Origin of the sequence: Planococcus ruber, assembly GCF_022819085.1 — a bacterium.
Classification (GTDB): Bacteria; Bacillota; Bacilli; order Bacillales_A; family Planococcaceae; genus Planococcus; species Planococcus ruber.
Genome location: NZ_JALHAG010000012.1, coordinates 119,542 through 134,653, shown reverse-complemented (window position 1 = coordinate 134,653; position 15,112 = coordinate 119,542). Strand labels below are relative to the sequence as shown.

Here is a 15,112-nt window from a genome sequence, read left to right as displayed (position 1 = left end):
TTCAGTAGAATTTTTATAGCAGAAAAACATATTTCCAGGTCCATCCACTCCCTTTTTAGCTGCAATAAACGATTCGGTGAAAAAGGCTGTTCCGCTACAATGCACGCCTTTTTTGAACAACGATTTAACGCCTTCCTCGGCCTTTACAATTGGAGTTGAAACAAAAGCTCTCAAAATAGCTATTTAAAATATAGGAATTACGTATTAGAAAACGAAATTAATTTTTAAAAAAATATTTTATTTTTTCATAAAAAAAGAACCCTCATTATAAAAATTGAGAGCTCCTTGCTGCAGTGCTGAAAACGAATCGTACCAAAATTTTTTATGGCTGCCCATCTTCCCTCTCCTCAAAAAACCCCCGAATCAACTCAATCGACCGGTTCACGAGCGGCGGCAAATACCTTCTTGTATCGTGCGCGAGGAAAACGGTGCGCGTGACATTGTGATCGTTCAGCTCACGCACTTCATAGCGGTTGTTCTGAAATGACTTGATGTAATTCACCGGCACGAGTGTGACACCTAACCCTTCCTCGACAAAGCTGATGGCGGTCTCGAAGCGTTCGACTTCGAACTGGATGTTCGGCTTGCTGCCGGCTTGGCGGAATGCGTTCAAAATGTCTTGGCGGGTTTGAAAGCCTTCTTTGAAGATGATGAACGATTCGCTGATCAAATCGGTGACGTTGAGCTTCGCTTTTTTTGTAAGCGGATGGCCCGTCGGCAGAAGGGCGACAAAGTTTTCCTTATATATAGGAAGGACATTGACTTCTTGCTTCGACACGAGCTGGTTCGTAATGGCGAAATGGATGTCGTAATTGTTCAAGGCTTTATGAACATCGTCGAGCCCGAGCACTTCGACGATTTCGATGCGGACACCCGGGTATTCGTCTTTGATGGCTTTTAGGATTTTCGGGATCCAGAACTTGGCGGATTCGATGATGCCGATGGCGAGTTCCATCGGTCCTTGATCTTTCAGCCGCTTCATTTCACCTTCGACGTAATTCACGTGATTCATCAATTTCTTTGCTTCTTCGTAGAGAATCTCCCCTTCTTTCGTTAATGAGAGATCGCGTTTGCTGCGGTCGAGCAGCTTTAATTCCAATTCGGTTTCGAGCTTTTTGATCGCCATGCTGAGGGACGGCTGTGCGATAAGCAGTTCGTTCGCCGCTTTTGTGAATGATGCTTGTTCAACAAGCGTAATATAGTATTTCAAATGAGTCATATTCATGTAAGCGCTCTCCTTTATAGTTTTAAACTATGGAATCATCAATTATTGGTATTAGTAATAATAGAATAACTCTTTTACAATAAAAATACATATAGTTCTGAAAAAACTAATAAAGGAATTTGAGGTGCTCGCATGTATACACTACCAAATAAAGCTTTATGGACGGGCCGCGTGGACAGCGAAACGGATTCCGATTTTTTCCGTTTCCACCAAGTCGTCAAGCATTCAAGCGTCGATGAATTGGCCGATAAAGAAAACGGGTTTTCGCTGATCGGCTTTGAATCGGAAGAAGGCGTGCGCAGAAACAAAGGCCGGCTCGGTGCAAAAAAAGCGCCGGATGCCATTCGCAAAGCCCTGGCGCCGATTCCCTACAACATCCAATGCTCGGTTCCAACCGTCGATGTCGGAAACGTAGTCTGTGAAGGGGAAAACTTGGAACAAGCGCAAGCGGAACTCGGCAGCCACGTGAATGTTTTATTGACTAAATCCTTGACCCCGATCATTTTAGGAGGCGGCCACGAAACGCTTTACGGCCATTACCTCGGCGTGCGGGAATTTATCGGACCGGATGCAAAACTCGGTCTCATCAATATCGATGCGCATTTTGATATGCGGGAATCGGAACAGCCGTCGTCCGGCACGATGTTCCGGCAGATTCTTGAAAGCGACGCCAATGCCGGCTACCTCGTACTCGGCATCCAGCCGTTCGGCAATACGAAAGCTTTGTTCAAGAAAGCGGATGAACTGAATTGTGCCTACATACTTGCGGAGATCCTAACACTCCATAACTTGCCGGAAATGACTGCGGTCATCGATGCTTTCAGCAGCCAGTATGATTATTTACTTCTGACTTTGTGCACCGATTCGCTTGCGGCATCTGCTGCCCCTGGCGTCAGCGCCCCTTCGCCGTTCGGTTTGGATCCGCTCGTCGTGCGCCAATTGCTGCGGCATGTGGCCTCCAAACAAAAGCTTTTGAGCTTTGATATTTCGGAAGTGAATCCGGATCTCGATATCCAGGAAAAGACGGTGAAACTGGCCGCTTATTTCGTTGCAGAAGTCATGGACAGCTTCCATCACGAATCGGACATAAAGGAGTGGAACGATGATTCTCGAACTTGACCAAGTCACCACGATCTTTCTTGCTTTGGCCGTCTTCATGGTCGGCTCGTATTTAAACTCAAAAATCAAGATTCTTGATAAATACTGCATCCCGGCGCCTGTAGTCGGCGGTTTGCTGCTGGCTATCATTTTGACGGTGCTGCGCGGTACGGGACTTATCGAAATCGTACTCGATACATCGCTTCAAGGTTTGTTCATGCTGACGTTCTTCACGACAGTCGGCCTCGGTGCAAGCTTCGCCCTCATTAAACTTGGCGGCAAACTGCTCGTCATCTACTGGCTCGCTTGTGGATTCCTTGCGTTGGTGCAAAGCGTTATCGGCATCTCGCTCGCTTCCCTCCTAAACTTGGATCCGTTGATCGGCGTCATGGTCGGTGCGGTTTCGATGGAAGGCGGCCACGGGGCTGCGACTGCCTTTGGTACGACGATTGAAGAGCTCGGCGTTGACGGTGCCTTGTCAATCGGTCTTGCCGCAGCGACAGTCGGCCTCGTTGCCGGCGGTTTGGTCGGCGGACCGGTCGTCAAATACTTGATCAATAAATACAATTTGAAGTCGACGGAAGATGCGGAACTGGAAGCAGCGGCTCCGAAAAAATCGGCGGTCTCTTCTGTGTTGGCTCCGATCACGTCAAGAACGTTCATGATCCAGTTGTTCATCATCGGTTTCTGTATGGCTGCCGGATCTTACGTCGGGACGGCATTCACGAACTTGACCGACTTCGCCTTGCCGAACTACGTCAGTGCGATGTTCGTTGCAGTCATCGTCCGGAATATCCTGGACCAGGTGAGTGGCGACTTGATCGAGATGCGGACCATCGGCATCATCGGCGATATTACCTTGAGCATTTTCCTATCGATGGCATTGATGAGCATCAAGCTTTGGGAAGTCGCAAACTTAGCGTTGCCACTCTTCATCATCATTATGGCGCAAGTGGTGTTCATTGCCCTATTCGGCATTTTCGTGCTGTTCCGTCTGCTCGGCAAAAACTACGACGCAGCGGTTATGGTCGGCGGATTCACGGGACATGGACTCGGTGCGACACCTAACGCCATGGCCAATATGGACGCCATCGTCTCGAAATACGGCCATTCGCAAAAAGCCTATCTCGTCGTGCCGATCGTTGGTGCGTTCCTGATTGACGTCTTTGCGATGCCGATCATTCTTACTTCGATTAATCTATTCAGTTAATAAGGAAAGCCCGTCCGGATCAACTCATCCGAACGGGCTTTTTCTCTTCTTATTTAGTTTCCGCAAGCCCACGCCCCACCAGATTCGCGCTCACCGGTTCTTTCCCCATCTCCCGTGCCCAGATGGACAACTGCCCGATGTGGTGGATTTCGTGCGCGATGACATGCCGCATCACTTCTCCCCATTGATCGATATCGAGGGATCCGTCCCTCGCTTCCGACTTTAATATACGGTGTTCCATGCTGTCATCCCAGTTCTCGACAAAACTCTCGACTTCCGGCCGGAATTTCGCATCGAGTTCTCGAACTTTCCGTAAGCTGTTGTATGCCTCGAAGTCTTCCTGAAAATCGTCTTTCCCTTCAAGCAAACGGATCCAGCTCCATTCGACGTCTGCTATGTGAAACAATGTTTTCAGGATGCTGCCTTGGCCGCCCGTCCGTCTTTGCAGGAGCTCTTCGTCCGTCAGCCCTTCGCACCAGCGGTACCAATCTTCTCTGACCATCCAGTTATAGTGGAAAAACATCTTCATTGAGTGTCCTCCTTTTTTATGGAGCCCATTTTCAGTTGTCTCTTTCATCTGCCAGAATGCCCCATCCGCTGACATTGCATTGTCCTTCATCATTCCGGCCTGCAGCGATTACGGTCCCGTCCGATTTCAATCCGAGCGTATGGGCATTGCCGGCTGCAATTTCACAGATATTCTGCCACTGACGAATGTCGCATTGGCCATCTCTATTTCGGCCAGTGGCTACAACTGTGCCATCCGATTTCAAGCCAAGCGTATGGTGGCTCCCTGAAGAAATCGCGACGATATCGCGCCAATCACTCACATCGCATTGGCCGTCTCCGTTCAATCCGGTTGCAAGCACCGTTCCGTCTGACTTTAACCCGGCAGTATGAAGGTAGCCGGCAGAGACCGCAACCAAGTCGTGCCAGTCGGACACCTTGCTTTGCCCGTAGCGGTTATTTCCGACAGCGATGGCGGTTCCGTCTCTCCTAAGGCCGATGGTATGCCAGTCGCCTGCCGAAACGGCAGTAATCTCTCGCCAATCGCCGACTTCGCATTGCTTTTCATTGTTTCTGCCTATTGCAAGCACCGTGCCGTCCGACTTCACGCCAAGCGTCCGCCGCCAACCCGCTGCAATAGAAACAATGTCCCGCCACTCTTCTGTCTCGCATTGGCCGTACTGATTCCATCCGACCGCCCGCACCGTGCCTTTCCCCCTCAAACCGACGGTATGGGAATTTCCAATATGTGCGCTGCCAGCTGCAATAGCGATGATCTCTTGCCAATCCTCGACTTCGCATTGGCCGTATTGATTGTCCCCAACGGCAAGCACTGTGCCGTCCGGTTTCAGCGCAGCGCTATGGCGGGATCCGGCTGCAAGGAGGTTATGCCGTTTAACTTCCATTTACGGCTGGTCCTGCAGCAATTCAATCAACCGGACCACTTCTCCGTCATCGCCCGGATCGATGGCGACAAGTTCCGTGTTTTCAAGGATCTCCGTGTAAAACTCCTCGCCTGCCGGGTACTCGCCGTCCCAGCGGAGCGGCACGTTGTACAGGTTGATCGTGCCGTCGCCGTTTCCGCTATAAGTGACCGAGCCGTCCACAAGGCGGGATCCTGCCAGTTGGATGACATCTTCCGGATAAGCGGCGCTTGTTTCATCGTCTGGATTCAAGGGAGTGCCTTCCGGAATTTTATTCACATACAAGCCGTCGATTTCCTGGTTGGCGCCGAGCTGCAGCCAGACGCGGGCATATTCGATTTGTTCTGCGGAATATTCGGATAAGGCGGTTTCATCGGCAGCTTCCGGCGTCGTTTCCGGCTCTTTGTCCATTTCCGTTTCCTCCTCGTTTGCTGAAGTCTCTTCTTCATTTGGCTGTGTTTCTTCTACGGCCGTCTCTTGATTATTTGCGTTCATAAACGGCCCGTCTTCTTCATCGCCGCACCCTGACAGCAACAGAATAGCTGCACTCAAATAAAGGATTTTCTTCACTCCATCTCCCTCCCCGTTGTTTAGTTCCTTGCGCAATTAGCTAGTTATTCCACAGCCAACGCGCGATTTCCTGCCTCTTTTATTCAATTCGAAGGTTCCACCAGCATCGCCAAATAAACGGCCATCGCGTGATGGAATTTCCGGATGTCGATGCCGGTGTTTTCCGCAAAACGGTCGAGCCGGTATTGGAGGCTGTTGCGGTGTAGATGCAAGGCTTTCGCGGTTTCTGAGACATTCAAATTGTAGCGCGTGAACACGTCGATCATTTTCAAGGTCTCTTCGTCTTTTGCATAATCCTGCAAAATCATCTCGCGGATGTGCTGATGTCCGGCGCCGTCCGCTTGGCCGATCAGCATATACGGCACTGCGTCGCTGAGGTTCGCTACCGCTTTATCGGAAGAAGCAAAAATGGCAGCGGCCGCCTTTTTCATGAAGGCGTGGTAGCTGGCCGCTTTTTCCATCCCTTCTTTAAACGGGCCGACCAGGAAGTTGATCTTGATGTACAAATCGCTCATCAAAATATCGATGATCTCCTCGTAGACGATGCTGTCGCTGCCGATTTCTGTATGTTCGATCAAAATGCCTTCGTGGCCGTTGTCCCATAAAATCGGTACGCTTCCCGGAAATAATTCATGGACCGCTTCTTTGAAAATTTCCGGGCTGATCTGGTTTTCCTTAATGGAAAAATAAACAAAGCGGTAAGGATTGGCGGTTTCTGCATCCTCTGCAGCTAACCCAGATTCAATCGCCTGACGCCATTTCAGTTCTTCCGCCGTCATCTCCGGAAATTCATTGTGATAAGGCTTCAGGAAAGCGGTGAGCACGGCCAGGTTTTTGTCGTCCACTTCGCTTTCGTGAATGCCAATGATGTCATTGTCCGCGGTCATGAACCAGTGATAGCCGTCGTCCGCTCCACTGCCTCTTTCTTCATACTGAATCAAAGAAGGATAGATTTTTTTCAATTGGTCAGTCATGGAAACACTTCTTTCTCTAAAGAAATTTCGTTGCAGCCTGATTCATGCCAGTTCAAAAACATCCACAAGCAATAAGGTAATGGCGCCGAACAGCGTCGCATCGTCGCCGAGCTTCGTGATTTCCACCCGGGTCTGGCTCGCCGATTCTGTCAGTGCCGATTGCGCAATCGTTTCGCGGATCGCCGGAAGCAGAAACTTCTCCGCTTTTGATACGCCGCCGCCTAAAACAATTTTTTCCGGATTAATGATATGGATGAGATTTGTCAGGCCGATTCCCATTGCTCGCCCAGATTCGGTCAAGAGGCTCGCATAGTCTTCGTTTCCTCCAACAGCCAGTTCATAGATCGTTTCCGCTGTCAGCGGATTTGCCGCGCCTTGTGCTTTTCGTGCAATAGCCGGTCCGGTGACAAAAGTCTGCAGGCAGCCCCGGTTTCCGCATTCGCAGATTTCCCCGTGCAAATCGATCGTCATATGGCCGATTTCTCCCGCAATATCGGAGGCGCCGTGATACAGTTTGCCGTCGATGATCAGCCCTGCGCCGACGCCTCTGCCGATATTCACCGCGAGCATGCTCCTCACGTCGCCGTGCTGGCCGAACCAGTACTCGCCGAGCGCCATCGCCCGCGCATCGTTTTCCACTTTCACTTCCAGCCCGAACGCTTTCTCCAATTCTTCTTTGATCGGAATATTCGACAGGCCGAGGTTCGGAGCCACTAACGAAACGCCCCTTTCCACATCCACTACGCCGTGCATCGCGATCCCGATGCCGATCACTTCGTTCGCGGTCTCCGGCAGTTCATTTAGGCACGCGGCGATTCCTTGTTTCAAGGCATCAAGAAATTCGGTGCTGTCGACCGGCAGCTCCAGCTTGATATTGGTTCGCTTCAAAATCCGGCCCGCTAAGTCCGAGACGATGCATTCGATATTTTCCGGCCCTGCGTCCACACCGATGATGCAGAACGCCTGGTCATTGATGACAAGCATCGTCGGTTTCCGGCCGCCTTGCGATTCGCCGATGTCGCGCTCTTCGACGATTTGCTGCTCGATCAGCTCTTTGACGTTGCTGCTGACAGTCGGCGGCGTCAAATTCGTTTCCCGCGCAATCTGTGCTCTCGAGATCGGTCCGTCTTTTCGTATTTTATTGAGGATGATCGATTTGTTCATCGACTTCATCCATTGAAAGCTGCCATGGCGCATAAAGGTCCCTCCGTATCGTTCATTTCCTGTAGTTTGAAATTTTCAATCTTCTTATTGAATAGTTTACCAAATTCCTTTATACTCTAGTTAATTAAATTAATTTATAAAGTATTGGAGTGGAAGAAGATGAATCAGCAGCAATTGTCCCAGGCGTTCCAGAAAGTCTTTAAAACGACGGATTCGCCTCGTTTCTTTTTTGCCCCCGGGCGCATCAATTTGATCGGCGAACATACGGACTACAACGGCGGCCATGTGTTTCCGGCAGCGATTTCTTTCGGCACCTATGCAGCTGCCCAAAAGCGCAGCGACCAGAAGCTGCGCTTCTACTCGCTGAACTTTTCGGACGAAGGCGTCATTGAATGCGATCTTGCCGATTTGTCCCACAACCCGGACCACAGCTGGGCAAACTTTCCGAAAGGCATGATTCAATTGTTCAATGAAAACGGCTTCCCTATTCCCCACGGAATGGATATCTTGTTTTTCGGAAACATTCCAAACGGCGCCGGCCTTTCTTCTTCCGCTTCCATTGAAATGGCAACCGGCGTCGTGCTCGAAGGCTTATTCGATTTAGCGATCGACCGGCTGAAAATGATCCAGTTGGGGCAAAAGGTTGAAAATGATTACATCGGCGTCAACAGCGGCATCATGGACCAGTTTGCGATCGGCAAAGGGAAAAAAGATGCGGCAATGCTGCTCGACTGCCAAACGCTCGACTATCGCTACGCCCCGGTGGATTTAGGTGAACACGAAATCGTCATCATCAATTCCAACAAGCAGCGGACATTGGCCGAATCCAAATACAACGAACGGCGGGCAGAGTGCGAACAAGCGCTGACGGATCTCCGGACGGAAGTTTCGGTGACCAGCCTCGGCGAATTGACTTCGGAGCAATTTGAAGAAGTGAAGCACTTGATCCAAGACGGCACGAACTTGAAACGCGCAAAGCACGCCGTCTATGAAAATGAGCGGACGCTGCTGGCATTGCAGGAACTCGAGCAAGGCCGGCTCCAAGAGTTTGGCAAGCTGATGAATGAATCCCATATTTCGCTTCGTGATGACTACGAAGTGACGGGTGCGGAACTCGACACCATTGCCGAAACGGCTTGGCAGCTGCCCGGCGTGATCGGTGCGCGCATGACCGGCGCCGGTTTTGGCGGATGCGCCATTGCGATTGTCCACAGCGCGGAAGTCGCGAACTTCAAGGAACAGATTGCGCAGAAGTACACCGAAGCCTTCGGCTATGCCCCTTCGTTTTATGAAGCGAAAATTTCCGACGGTGCAAAAGAACTGACAGAGGAGTTTTGATGATGCGGATATTAGTACTAGGCGGAGCCGGCTATATCGGTTCCCATGCAGTCTACCAATTGATTGATCAAGGAATGGAAGTTGTCGTTGTCGACAATTTGGAAACCGGACACCGGGAAGCGGTGCATCCGAAAGCGGTCTTCTATAAAGGCGACATCCGGGATGCCGTGTTTTTGGATTCGGTATTTGAAAAAGAAGCGATTGACGAAGTGCTGCATTTTGCGGCGAATTCGCTTGTCGGAGAATCGATGGAGAATCCGCTCAAGTATTTCGATAACAATGTGTACGGCACGCAGGTTTTATTGAAGGCGATGGTCAACCACGGCGTGAAGAAAATCGTCTTTTCTTCTACCGCAGCCACTTACGGCGAGCCGGAAATGGTGCCGATTACCGAAACGATGCCGACCAACCCCGGCAATACGTACGGCGAAACGAAGCTCACGATGGAAAAAATGATGAAATGGACCGCACTCGCCCACGGCTTGAAATTTGTCTCGCTGCGCTACTTCAATGTGGCAGGTGCGCGTGAAACAGCGGAAATCGGCGAAGACCACCGTCCCGAATCGCATCTTGTGCCGCTCATTTTGCAGACGGCGCTTGGCCAGCGGAGCGACATTACGGTATTCGGCGACGATTACGATACGCCCGACGGAACATGCATCCGCGATTACGTCCATGTGGAGGATTTGACCCAAGCGCATGTGTTGGCGCTTAACTATCTTCGAAACGGCGCCGAAAGCGACGTCTTCAATCTCGGAAGCAGCCAAGGCTTTTCCGTGAACGAAATGATCGACGCTGCGCGTAAGGTGACCGGCAAAGACATCCCGGTGAAAATCGGCCCTCGCAGAGCCGGCGACCCGGGAACCTTGATCGCCAGCTCAGACAAAGCGCGTGAAGTGCTTGGCTGGAACCCGGTCCACACGTCCGTTGAAAAAATCATTGGCGATGCGTGGCGCTGGCATTCGGCGCATCCCGCCGGCTACGAAAAGGACGTGTAAACATGGTCTACAAAACGCTTGCAGGACTCCTCCAAAAAACGCTGGAAGCCGGGTTGATCGAACCCGCGGACCAGGACTATGCGCGCAACCAGGCCATGCACCTGCTCGGCCTTGAATCGTTTCCGGAAGAGCTGGTTCAGCCGGCAGAAGATACGATCCCGAACCTTCTGGAAGAGTTGGTCGATTATGCGGTCGAAAAAGGCGTAATCTCCCATATGCTGGACGACAAGGAAATGCTGTCGGCCAATATCATCAATTGCTTTGTGGCACGGCCTTCCGTGATCAATGCCGTATTCAATGAAAAATACGCAGAATCGCCGGTCGCTGCGACCGATTATTTTTACCGATTAAGCCAGAACAGCAATTACATCCAGATGAACCGGATCCGGAAAAATATTTCGTATCAGACAAATACGCCATATGGCAAGATGGATATTACGATCAATTTATCCAAGCCCGAAAAAGATCCGATGCAGATCAAACGGGAACGGGAAATGAAACAGAATTTAAGCTATCCGAAATGCCTGTTGTGCAAAGAAAACGAAGGCTATACCGGCCGGATCGGCTACCCAGCCCGCGCCAACCACCGAATTGTGAAAATTCCGCTTCGGGGTGAGAATTGGTATTTGCAATATTCGCCTTATGTCTACTATAACGAGCACAGCATCCTGCTGTCGGAAGAACACCGCGACATGAAAATCGACCGCTCAGGCTTTGAACGGCTGCTTGCTTTTACCGAATGCTTCCCCCACTATTTTGTCGGATCGAACGCGGATCTGCCGATTGTCGGCGGCTCGATCCTAAGCCACGACCACTATCAGGCAGGGCGCTATGAATTTGCCATGACCCGGGCGGAAGATGCTTTCGGCTTCCAGTTGAAAGCCCATCCGGAAATCACTGCTTCCGTTGTGAAATGGCCGTTGTCCGTGATCCGCTTGAAAGCGGCCGCGATCGAGCCGCTTGTGGACGCGGCGGATGCGATTTTGCAGAAATGGCGAACTTATTCCGATGAACAAGCAGACGTGTTAGCGTTCACAGGAGACGTGCCGCATAATACGATCACCCCGATTGCGAGAAAACGCGGCGAGCTGTTTGAAATCGATCTGGTGCTGCGCAATAACCGGACGTCAGAAGCTCATCCATCCGGCATTTTCCATCCGCACGAGGATGTCCACCACATCAAGAAAGAGAATATCGGATTGATTGAAGTGATGGGGCTTGCGGTTCTGCCGCCGCGTCTGAAAGAAGAGCTCGCAGAAATCCAGGCGTTCCTGCTTGGCAAGCCGCACACGATCGCCTTTCCGCACCTGGAATGGGCAGAACAGCTAAAAGCGCAGTACGGCACGCTTCAGACTTCGGAAGATGCCGATGCGATTTTACAGGAAGAGCTCGGCAAAAAGTTCGTCCGGGTCCTTGAAGATGCAGGCGTGTTAAAAGACAAGGAAGCGTTCGACCGCTTTATCGATGCTGTGAATAACTGAATCGCTGCCGCAGGTTTTTGGCCGGTTGGCAAATGTGCACGAAGGCTGCGCTGAATTTTGTGCACACTTGCCATTCACCATTTCTCCCCTCCTGCGGTATGCTTTATTTAACAAATGAAAGCACTTACACAAATTGGAGGAATTTACATGGCAGGTTTAAATTTAGTGAATGTCCGAAAAGAATATGAAAAAGGCGTCGTTTCTGTAAAAGATTTCAACCTGGAAATCCGCGATAAAGAGTTTCTTGTCCTTGTCGGCCCTTCCGGCTGCGGGAAATCGACAACGCTTCGCATGATCGCTGGCCTTGAAGACATTACAGACGGCGACTTGTATATCGGCGACCGGCGCGTCAACGACGTATCGCCGAAAGACCGCGACATCGCGATGGTGTTCCAGAACTACGCGCTTTACCCGCATATGAGCGTCTACGACAACATGGCATTCAGCCTGAAGCTCCGCAAAATGAAAAAAGACGAAATTAAATCACGCGTAGCGAACGCTTCGAAAATTCTCGGCCTTGACGAATACTTGAACCGCAAACCGAAAGCCCTGTCCGGTGGTCAGCGCCAGCGTGTCGCTCTTGGCCGTGCCATTGTGCGCGACGCGGAAGTGTTCCTGATGGATGAGCCATTGTCCAACTTGGATGCGAAACTGCGTGTGCAGATGCGGACGGAAATCCAGAAGCTTCACCGCCGCCTGCAGACGACAACGATCTACGTAACGCATGACCAGACGGAAGCGATGACGATGGCCACGCGCCTGGTCGTCATGAAAGACGGCTATATCCAGCAAGTCGGCACGCCGAAGGAAGTATACGATTTGCCGGACAATATGTTCGTCGGCGGCTTTATCGGATCGCCTTCCATGAACTTCCTGCGCGGCAAGATTGTCGGGGATTCGTTTGAAATGGAAGGCATCAAAGTGCTGGTGCCCGAAGGCAAACTGTCAGTCCTGCGCGACCAAGGCTACGTCGGCAAAGAAATCGTCCTCGGCATCCGTCCGGAAGACATTCATGATGAGCCGCTTTTCCTTGAACACTCACCGCATACGAAAATCAAAGCGTACGTCGAAGTGGCCGAATTGATGGGGTCGGAAATCGTCCTTTATTCAAAAGTGAACGACCAGGATTTTGTGGCGCGTGTGGATGCCCGCTTTAACGTACAAGCTGGCCAAACGATCGACATGGCCTTCGATATGAACAAAGCGCATTTCTTCGACAGCGAATCCGAGCTGCGCATCAAATAACCGCAACCAGAACAGGCAGCGATTCAATTTCATAGATGGTGTACGCAAAAACCGGCCGACCCCCCTCGTCCGGTTTTTTGTATGGAGAGATTTTGATAGGAGACAGTAGATAAATGAATCGAATATGTTCCTTACTTTCTTCGTGTAACAAGAAACTAAGCGAAGGCGCGTCCATGGGGTGGGCGAAGCAAGAAGACAGGCGCTCTTCCTGGCTTCTTGCGGGAGCCGTCCCCTAAGCGACCGGAGCGGTTTAACGGCTTCAAGCCATTAAAAAAACTGCAGACAAACTCGATTTGAATTTGTCTGCAGTCTGTGTCGTCCTAAATTATTTTTGGGACGAATCTTTTTACACTTTCGCTAAAATGAGCACACCTTTTTCTTTCAGGACAAGGTTGCCGCTCACTTCTTCATTGGTCAGCACTTCTTTGTACCGGGCATCTTTCAATTCGATCGTAGCTTCTTCGTTGTTGTGGTTCAACACGAACAGATAGGTCTGGCCATCTTTCACGCGTTCTGTCGTTTCCACGCCGGCCGGTACAGCAAGCAGCGGCTCGACACCTGCTTCTTCGCAGACCGTCTGCAGGAAGTCGACCAGGAAGTCGGCGTCCGGGCTTGACGCCACGTACCACGCTTTCCCTTTTCCAAACTCGTTGACGGTAAGGACCGGCATGCCTTTATAGAAATCGGAGCCGTATTCTGCGACCACTTCTGCGCCTTCTGTATGGATCAAATCAAACAGCAAGTTGCACGAATAGCTGCCGCTCATGTTGCCGCGGGTCCCTTTCAGCACGATCTGGTTCGTCATGTCCGGATGCAGCGCATCGATTTCCTCTGCCCAAATGCCGAGCACGTTGCGAAGTTCCCCCGGGTAGCCGCCAAGCGTCACGATATCGGTTTCGTTGACGATGCCGCTGAAGAACGTCGTCAGGAACGTGCCGCCGTTTTGGACGAATTGCTCCACTTTCTGAGCGTAGCCTTCTTTTACCATATAAAGCACCGGCGCAATGACGACATCGTATTTGCTCAAATCTTCCTCGACGCCGATCATGTCGACTTGGACATTGAGTTTATAGAGCGCATCGTAGTATTTATGGACTTCGTTGACGTAGTCGAGCGACACGGACGGTCCGCTTGACAGTTCTGTCGCCCAGCGGTTTTCCCAGTCAAAGACGATTGCCACTTTGGCGTTGACGCGTGCATCAAGCAGCGTATCGCCCAATTGGTTCAATTCCTGGCCAAGCTGCGCGACTTCATTGAACACACGGGTGTTTTCATGGCCGACGTGCTCGATGACCGCTCCGTGGTATTTCTCGCAAGCCCCGACCGAACGGCGCAATTGGAAATACAGGATCGTATCCGCGCCGCGGCCGATTGCCTGATAGCTCCATAAGCGCATGACGCCCGGACGCTTCAAGGAGTTGTACGGCTGCCAGTTTTGCTGGCTCGGCGTCTGCTCCATCAGCATGAACGGCTGCCCGCTTTTCAATCCGCGCATCAAATCATGCGTCATCGCGGTATAGCTGAACGGCGTATCGATCGCCGGGTAGTTGTCCCACGACACAACATCCATTTCTTTTGCCCATTTGAAATAATCGAGCATCGGATACGTGCCCATCAAATTCGTCGTGATCGGCGTATCCGCCACGTGTTTACGGATGGCGTTGTATTCCAGTTTATAGCAATCCAATAAGCTGTCCGACTGGAAACGGCGGTAATCGAGCGAGATGCCCTGGAAATCGGATTCGTTGTTTTCGCGTTCTTCGCTTAGGATATTTGGCGGAACGATTTCGTCCCAATCGTAGAATGTATGTCCCCAGAAGCCGGTGTTCCAGGCTTTGTTCAACTTCTCAAGCGTACCGTATTTATCGCTCAGCCAGCCGCGGAAAGCATCCTGGCAATTGTCGCAATAGCAATAGCCGCCGTATTCGTTTGAAACGTGCCAGATCAATACCGCTGGATGGTCCTTATAGCGTTCGGCTAATTTCTCGGCAATCTTCTCTGAGTATTCGCGGTACGTCGGGCTGTTCGGGCATGAATTGTGGCGGCTGCCGAATTTCCGCTTGCGCCCGTAGAAATCCACGCGCAGCACGTCCGGATATTTCTTCGCCATCCAGGCAGGATGCGCCGCTGTGCTCGTCGCTAAACATGTATAGATGCCATTTTCGTACAAACGGTTGATTTTGTCATCGAGCCAGTCGAAATTGTAGGTCTCTTCATCGGGTTGATTGAGCGCCCATGAAAAGACGTTCAAGGTTGCAACGTCGATTCCCGCCAGTTTGAACATGCGTACATCTTCATCCCAGATTTCTTTCCCGTCCCATTGTTCAGGGTTGTAGTCCCCGCCGTGCCAGATTTTCGGTAATTTCCTGTTAATCATTC

13 protein-coding genes are annotated in these 15,112 nt (G+C 51.1%); 6 read left to right on the top strand and 7 right to left on the bottom strand.

The features are described 5' to 3' along the window. Positions 1 to 322 precede the first annotated feature (322 nt). Positions 323 to 1,225: a LysR family transcriptional regulator gene (locus MTR82_RS15495; protein WP_246809770.1), complete on the bottom strand. Its 903-nt coding sequence runs from the start codon at positions 1,223 to 1,225 to the stop codon at positions 323 to 325. A 132-nt stretch (positions 1,226 to 1,357) separates the two neighbouring features. Between MTR82_RS15495 and hutG the strand changes: the two genes are divergently transcribed. Together hutG and gltS are read left to right on the top strand one after the other, a co-directional pair. After that, positions 1,358 to 2,344: a formimidoylglutamase gene (hutG, locus tag MTR82_RS15490; protein ID WP_246809769.1), complete on the top strand. Its 987-nt coding sequence runs from the start codon at positions 1,358 to 1,360 to the stop codon at positions 2,342 to 2,344. Beyond that, positions 2,328 to 3,533, top strand: coding sequence for a sodium/glutamate symporter (gene gltS, locus MTR82_RS15485; RefSeq protein WP_246809768.1), 1,206 nt, complete (start codon positions 2,328 to 2,330; stop codon positions 3,531 to 3,533). The genes hutG and gltS overlap by 17 nt, the downstream gene beginning before the upstream one ends. 49 nt (positions 3,534 to 3,582) lie before the next feature. Here the strand turns inward: gltS and MTR82_RS15480 are convergent, their stop codons facing one another. The 5 genes from MTR82_RS15480 to MTR82_RS15460 all read right to left on the bottom strand — a co-directional run bounded on the left by MTR82_RS15480 (position 3,583) and on the right by MTR82_RS15460 (position 7,704). After that, complete coding sequence (locus MTR82_RS15480) at positions 3,583 to 4,062, bottom strand: DinB family protein (protein ID WP_246809767.1); 480 nt, start codon at positions 4,060 to 4,062, stop codon at positions 3,583 to 3,585. Between the two features lie 31 nt (positions 4,063 to 4,093). Next, entirely contained in the window at positions 4,094 to 4,945 is an 852-nt protein-coding gene (locus MTR82_RS15475; protein ID WP_246809766.1) for an RCC1 domain-containing protein, read from the bottom strand. Then, positions 4,946 to 5,533 (bottom strand): hypothetical protein, encoded by a 588-nt coding sequence (locus tag MTR82_RS15470; RefSeq protein WP_246809765.1) that lies wholly within the window; start codon positions 5,531 to 5,533, stop codon positions 4,946 to 4,948. It lies immediately after the preceding gene. Between the two features lie 83 nt (positions 5,534 to 5,616). Beyond that, complete coding sequence (locus tag MTR82_RS15465) at positions 5,617 to 6,507, bottom strand: PucR family transcriptional regulator (RefSeq protein WP_246809764.1); 891 nt, start codon at positions 6,505 to 6,507, stop codon at positions 5,617 to 5,619. Between the two features lie 42 nt (positions 6,508 to 6,549). Then, positions 6,550 to 7,704 carry an ROK family transcriptional regulator gene (locus MTR82_RS15460; protein WP_246809763.1) on the bottom strand — a complete coding sequence of 385 codons (1,155 nt, stop codon included), beginning with the start codon at positions 7,702 to 7,704 and terminating at the stop codon, positions 6,550 to 6,552. A 126-nt stretch (positions 7,705 to 7,830) separates the two neighbouring features. On the opposite strand from MTR82_RS15460, the gene MTR82_RS15455 reads away from it, so the two are divergent. The 4 genes from MTR82_RS15455 (at position 7,831) to MTR82_RS15440 (ending at position 12,733) form a co-directional block, all read left to right on the top strand. After that, complete coding sequence (locus tag MTR82_RS15455) at positions 7,831 to 9,009, top strand: galactokinase (RefSeq protein WP_246809762.1); 1,179 nt, start codon at positions 7,831 to 7,833, stop codon at positions 9,007 to 9,009. A 2-nt stretch (positions 9,010 to 9,011) separates the two neighbouring features. After that, positions 9,012 to 10,007, top strand: a complete 996-nt coding sequence (galE, locus tag MTR82_RS15450) for a UDP-glucose 4-epimerase GalE (RefSeq protein ID WP_246809761.1) — start codon at positions 9,012 to 9,014, stop codon at positions 10,005 to 10,007. Positions 10,008 to 10,009: 2 nt separating this feature from the next. Then, a complete protein-coding gene (locus tag MTR82_RS15445; protein WP_246809760.1) occupies positions 10,010 to 11,488 on the top strand; it encodes a UDP-glucose--hexose-1-phosphate uridylyltransferase in 1,479 nt (492 codons plus the stop codon). 147 nt (positions 11,489 to 11,635) lie between these two features. Beyond that, a complete protein-coding gene (locus tag MTR82_RS15440; protein WP_052652874.1) occupies positions 11,636 to 12,733 on the top strand; it encodes an ABC transporter ATP-binding protein in 1,098 nt (365 codons plus the stop codon). Between the two features lie 346 nt (positions 12,734 to 13,079). Here the strand turns inward: MTR82_RS15440 and MTR82_RS15435 are convergent, their stop codons facing one another. Next, positions 13,080 to 15,110 carry a beta-galactosidase gene (locus tag MTR82_RS15435; protein WP_246809759.1) on the bottom strand — a complete coding sequence of 677 codons (2,031 nt, stop codon included), beginning with the start codon at positions 15,108 to 15,110 and terminating at the stop codon, positions 13,080 to 13,082. Positions 15,111 to 15,112: the final 2 nt, after the last annotated feature.

What these genes read in the sequence shown, in the direction of transcription:
- MTR82_RS15495 (WP_246809770.1), bottom strand. Translation starts at nt 1,225, where the DNA reads ATGAATATGACTCATTTGAAATACTATATTACGCTTGTTGAACAAGCA.
- hutG (WP_246809769.1), top strand. Translation starts at nt 1,358, where the DNA reads ATGTATACACTACCAAATAAAGCTTTATGGACGGGCCGCGTGGACAGC.
- gltS (WP_246809768.1), top strand. Translation starts at nt 2,328, where the DNA reads ATGATTCTCGAACTTGACCAAGTCACCACGATCTTTCTTGCTTTGGCC.
- MTR82_RS15480 (WP_246809767.1), bottom strand. Translation starts at nt 4,062, where the DNA reads ATGAAGATGTTTTTCCACTATAACTGGATGGTCAGAGAAGATTGGTAC.
- MTR82_RS15475 (WP_246809766.1), bottom strand. Translation starts at nt 4,945, where the DNA reads ATGGAAGTTAAACGGCATAACCTCCTTGCAGCCGGATCCCGCCATAGC.
- MTR82_RS15465 (WP_246809764.1), bottom strand. Translation starts at nt 6,507, where the DNA reads ATGACTGACCAATTGAAAAAAATCTATCCTTCTTTGATTCAGTATGAA.
- MTR82_RS15460 (WP_246809763.1), bottom strand. Translation starts at nt 7,704, where the DNA reads ATGCGCCATGGCAGCTTTCAATGGATGAAGTCGATGAACAAATCGATC.
- MTR82_RS15455 (WP_246809762.1), top strand. Translation starts at nt 7,831, where the DNA reads ATGAATCAGCAGCAATTGTCCCAGGCGTTCCAGAAAGTCTTTAAAACG.
- galE (WP_246809761.1), top strand. Translation starts at nt 9,012, where the DNA reads ATGCGGATATTAGTACTAGGCGGAGCCGGCTATATCGGTTCCCATGCA.
- MTR82_RS15445 (WP_246809760.1), top strand. Translation starts at nt 10,010, where the DNA reads ATGGTCTACAAAACGCTTGCAGGACTCCTCCAAAAAACGCTGGAAGCC.
- MTR82_RS15440 (WP_052652874.1), top strand. Translation starts at nt 11,636, where the DNA reads ATGGCAGGTTTAAATTTAGTGAATGTCCGAAAAGAATATGAAAAAGGC.
- MTR82_RS15435 (WP_246809759.1), bottom strand. Translation starts at nt 15,110, where the DNA reads ATGATTAACAGGAAATTACCGAAAATCTGGCACGGCGGGGACTACAAC.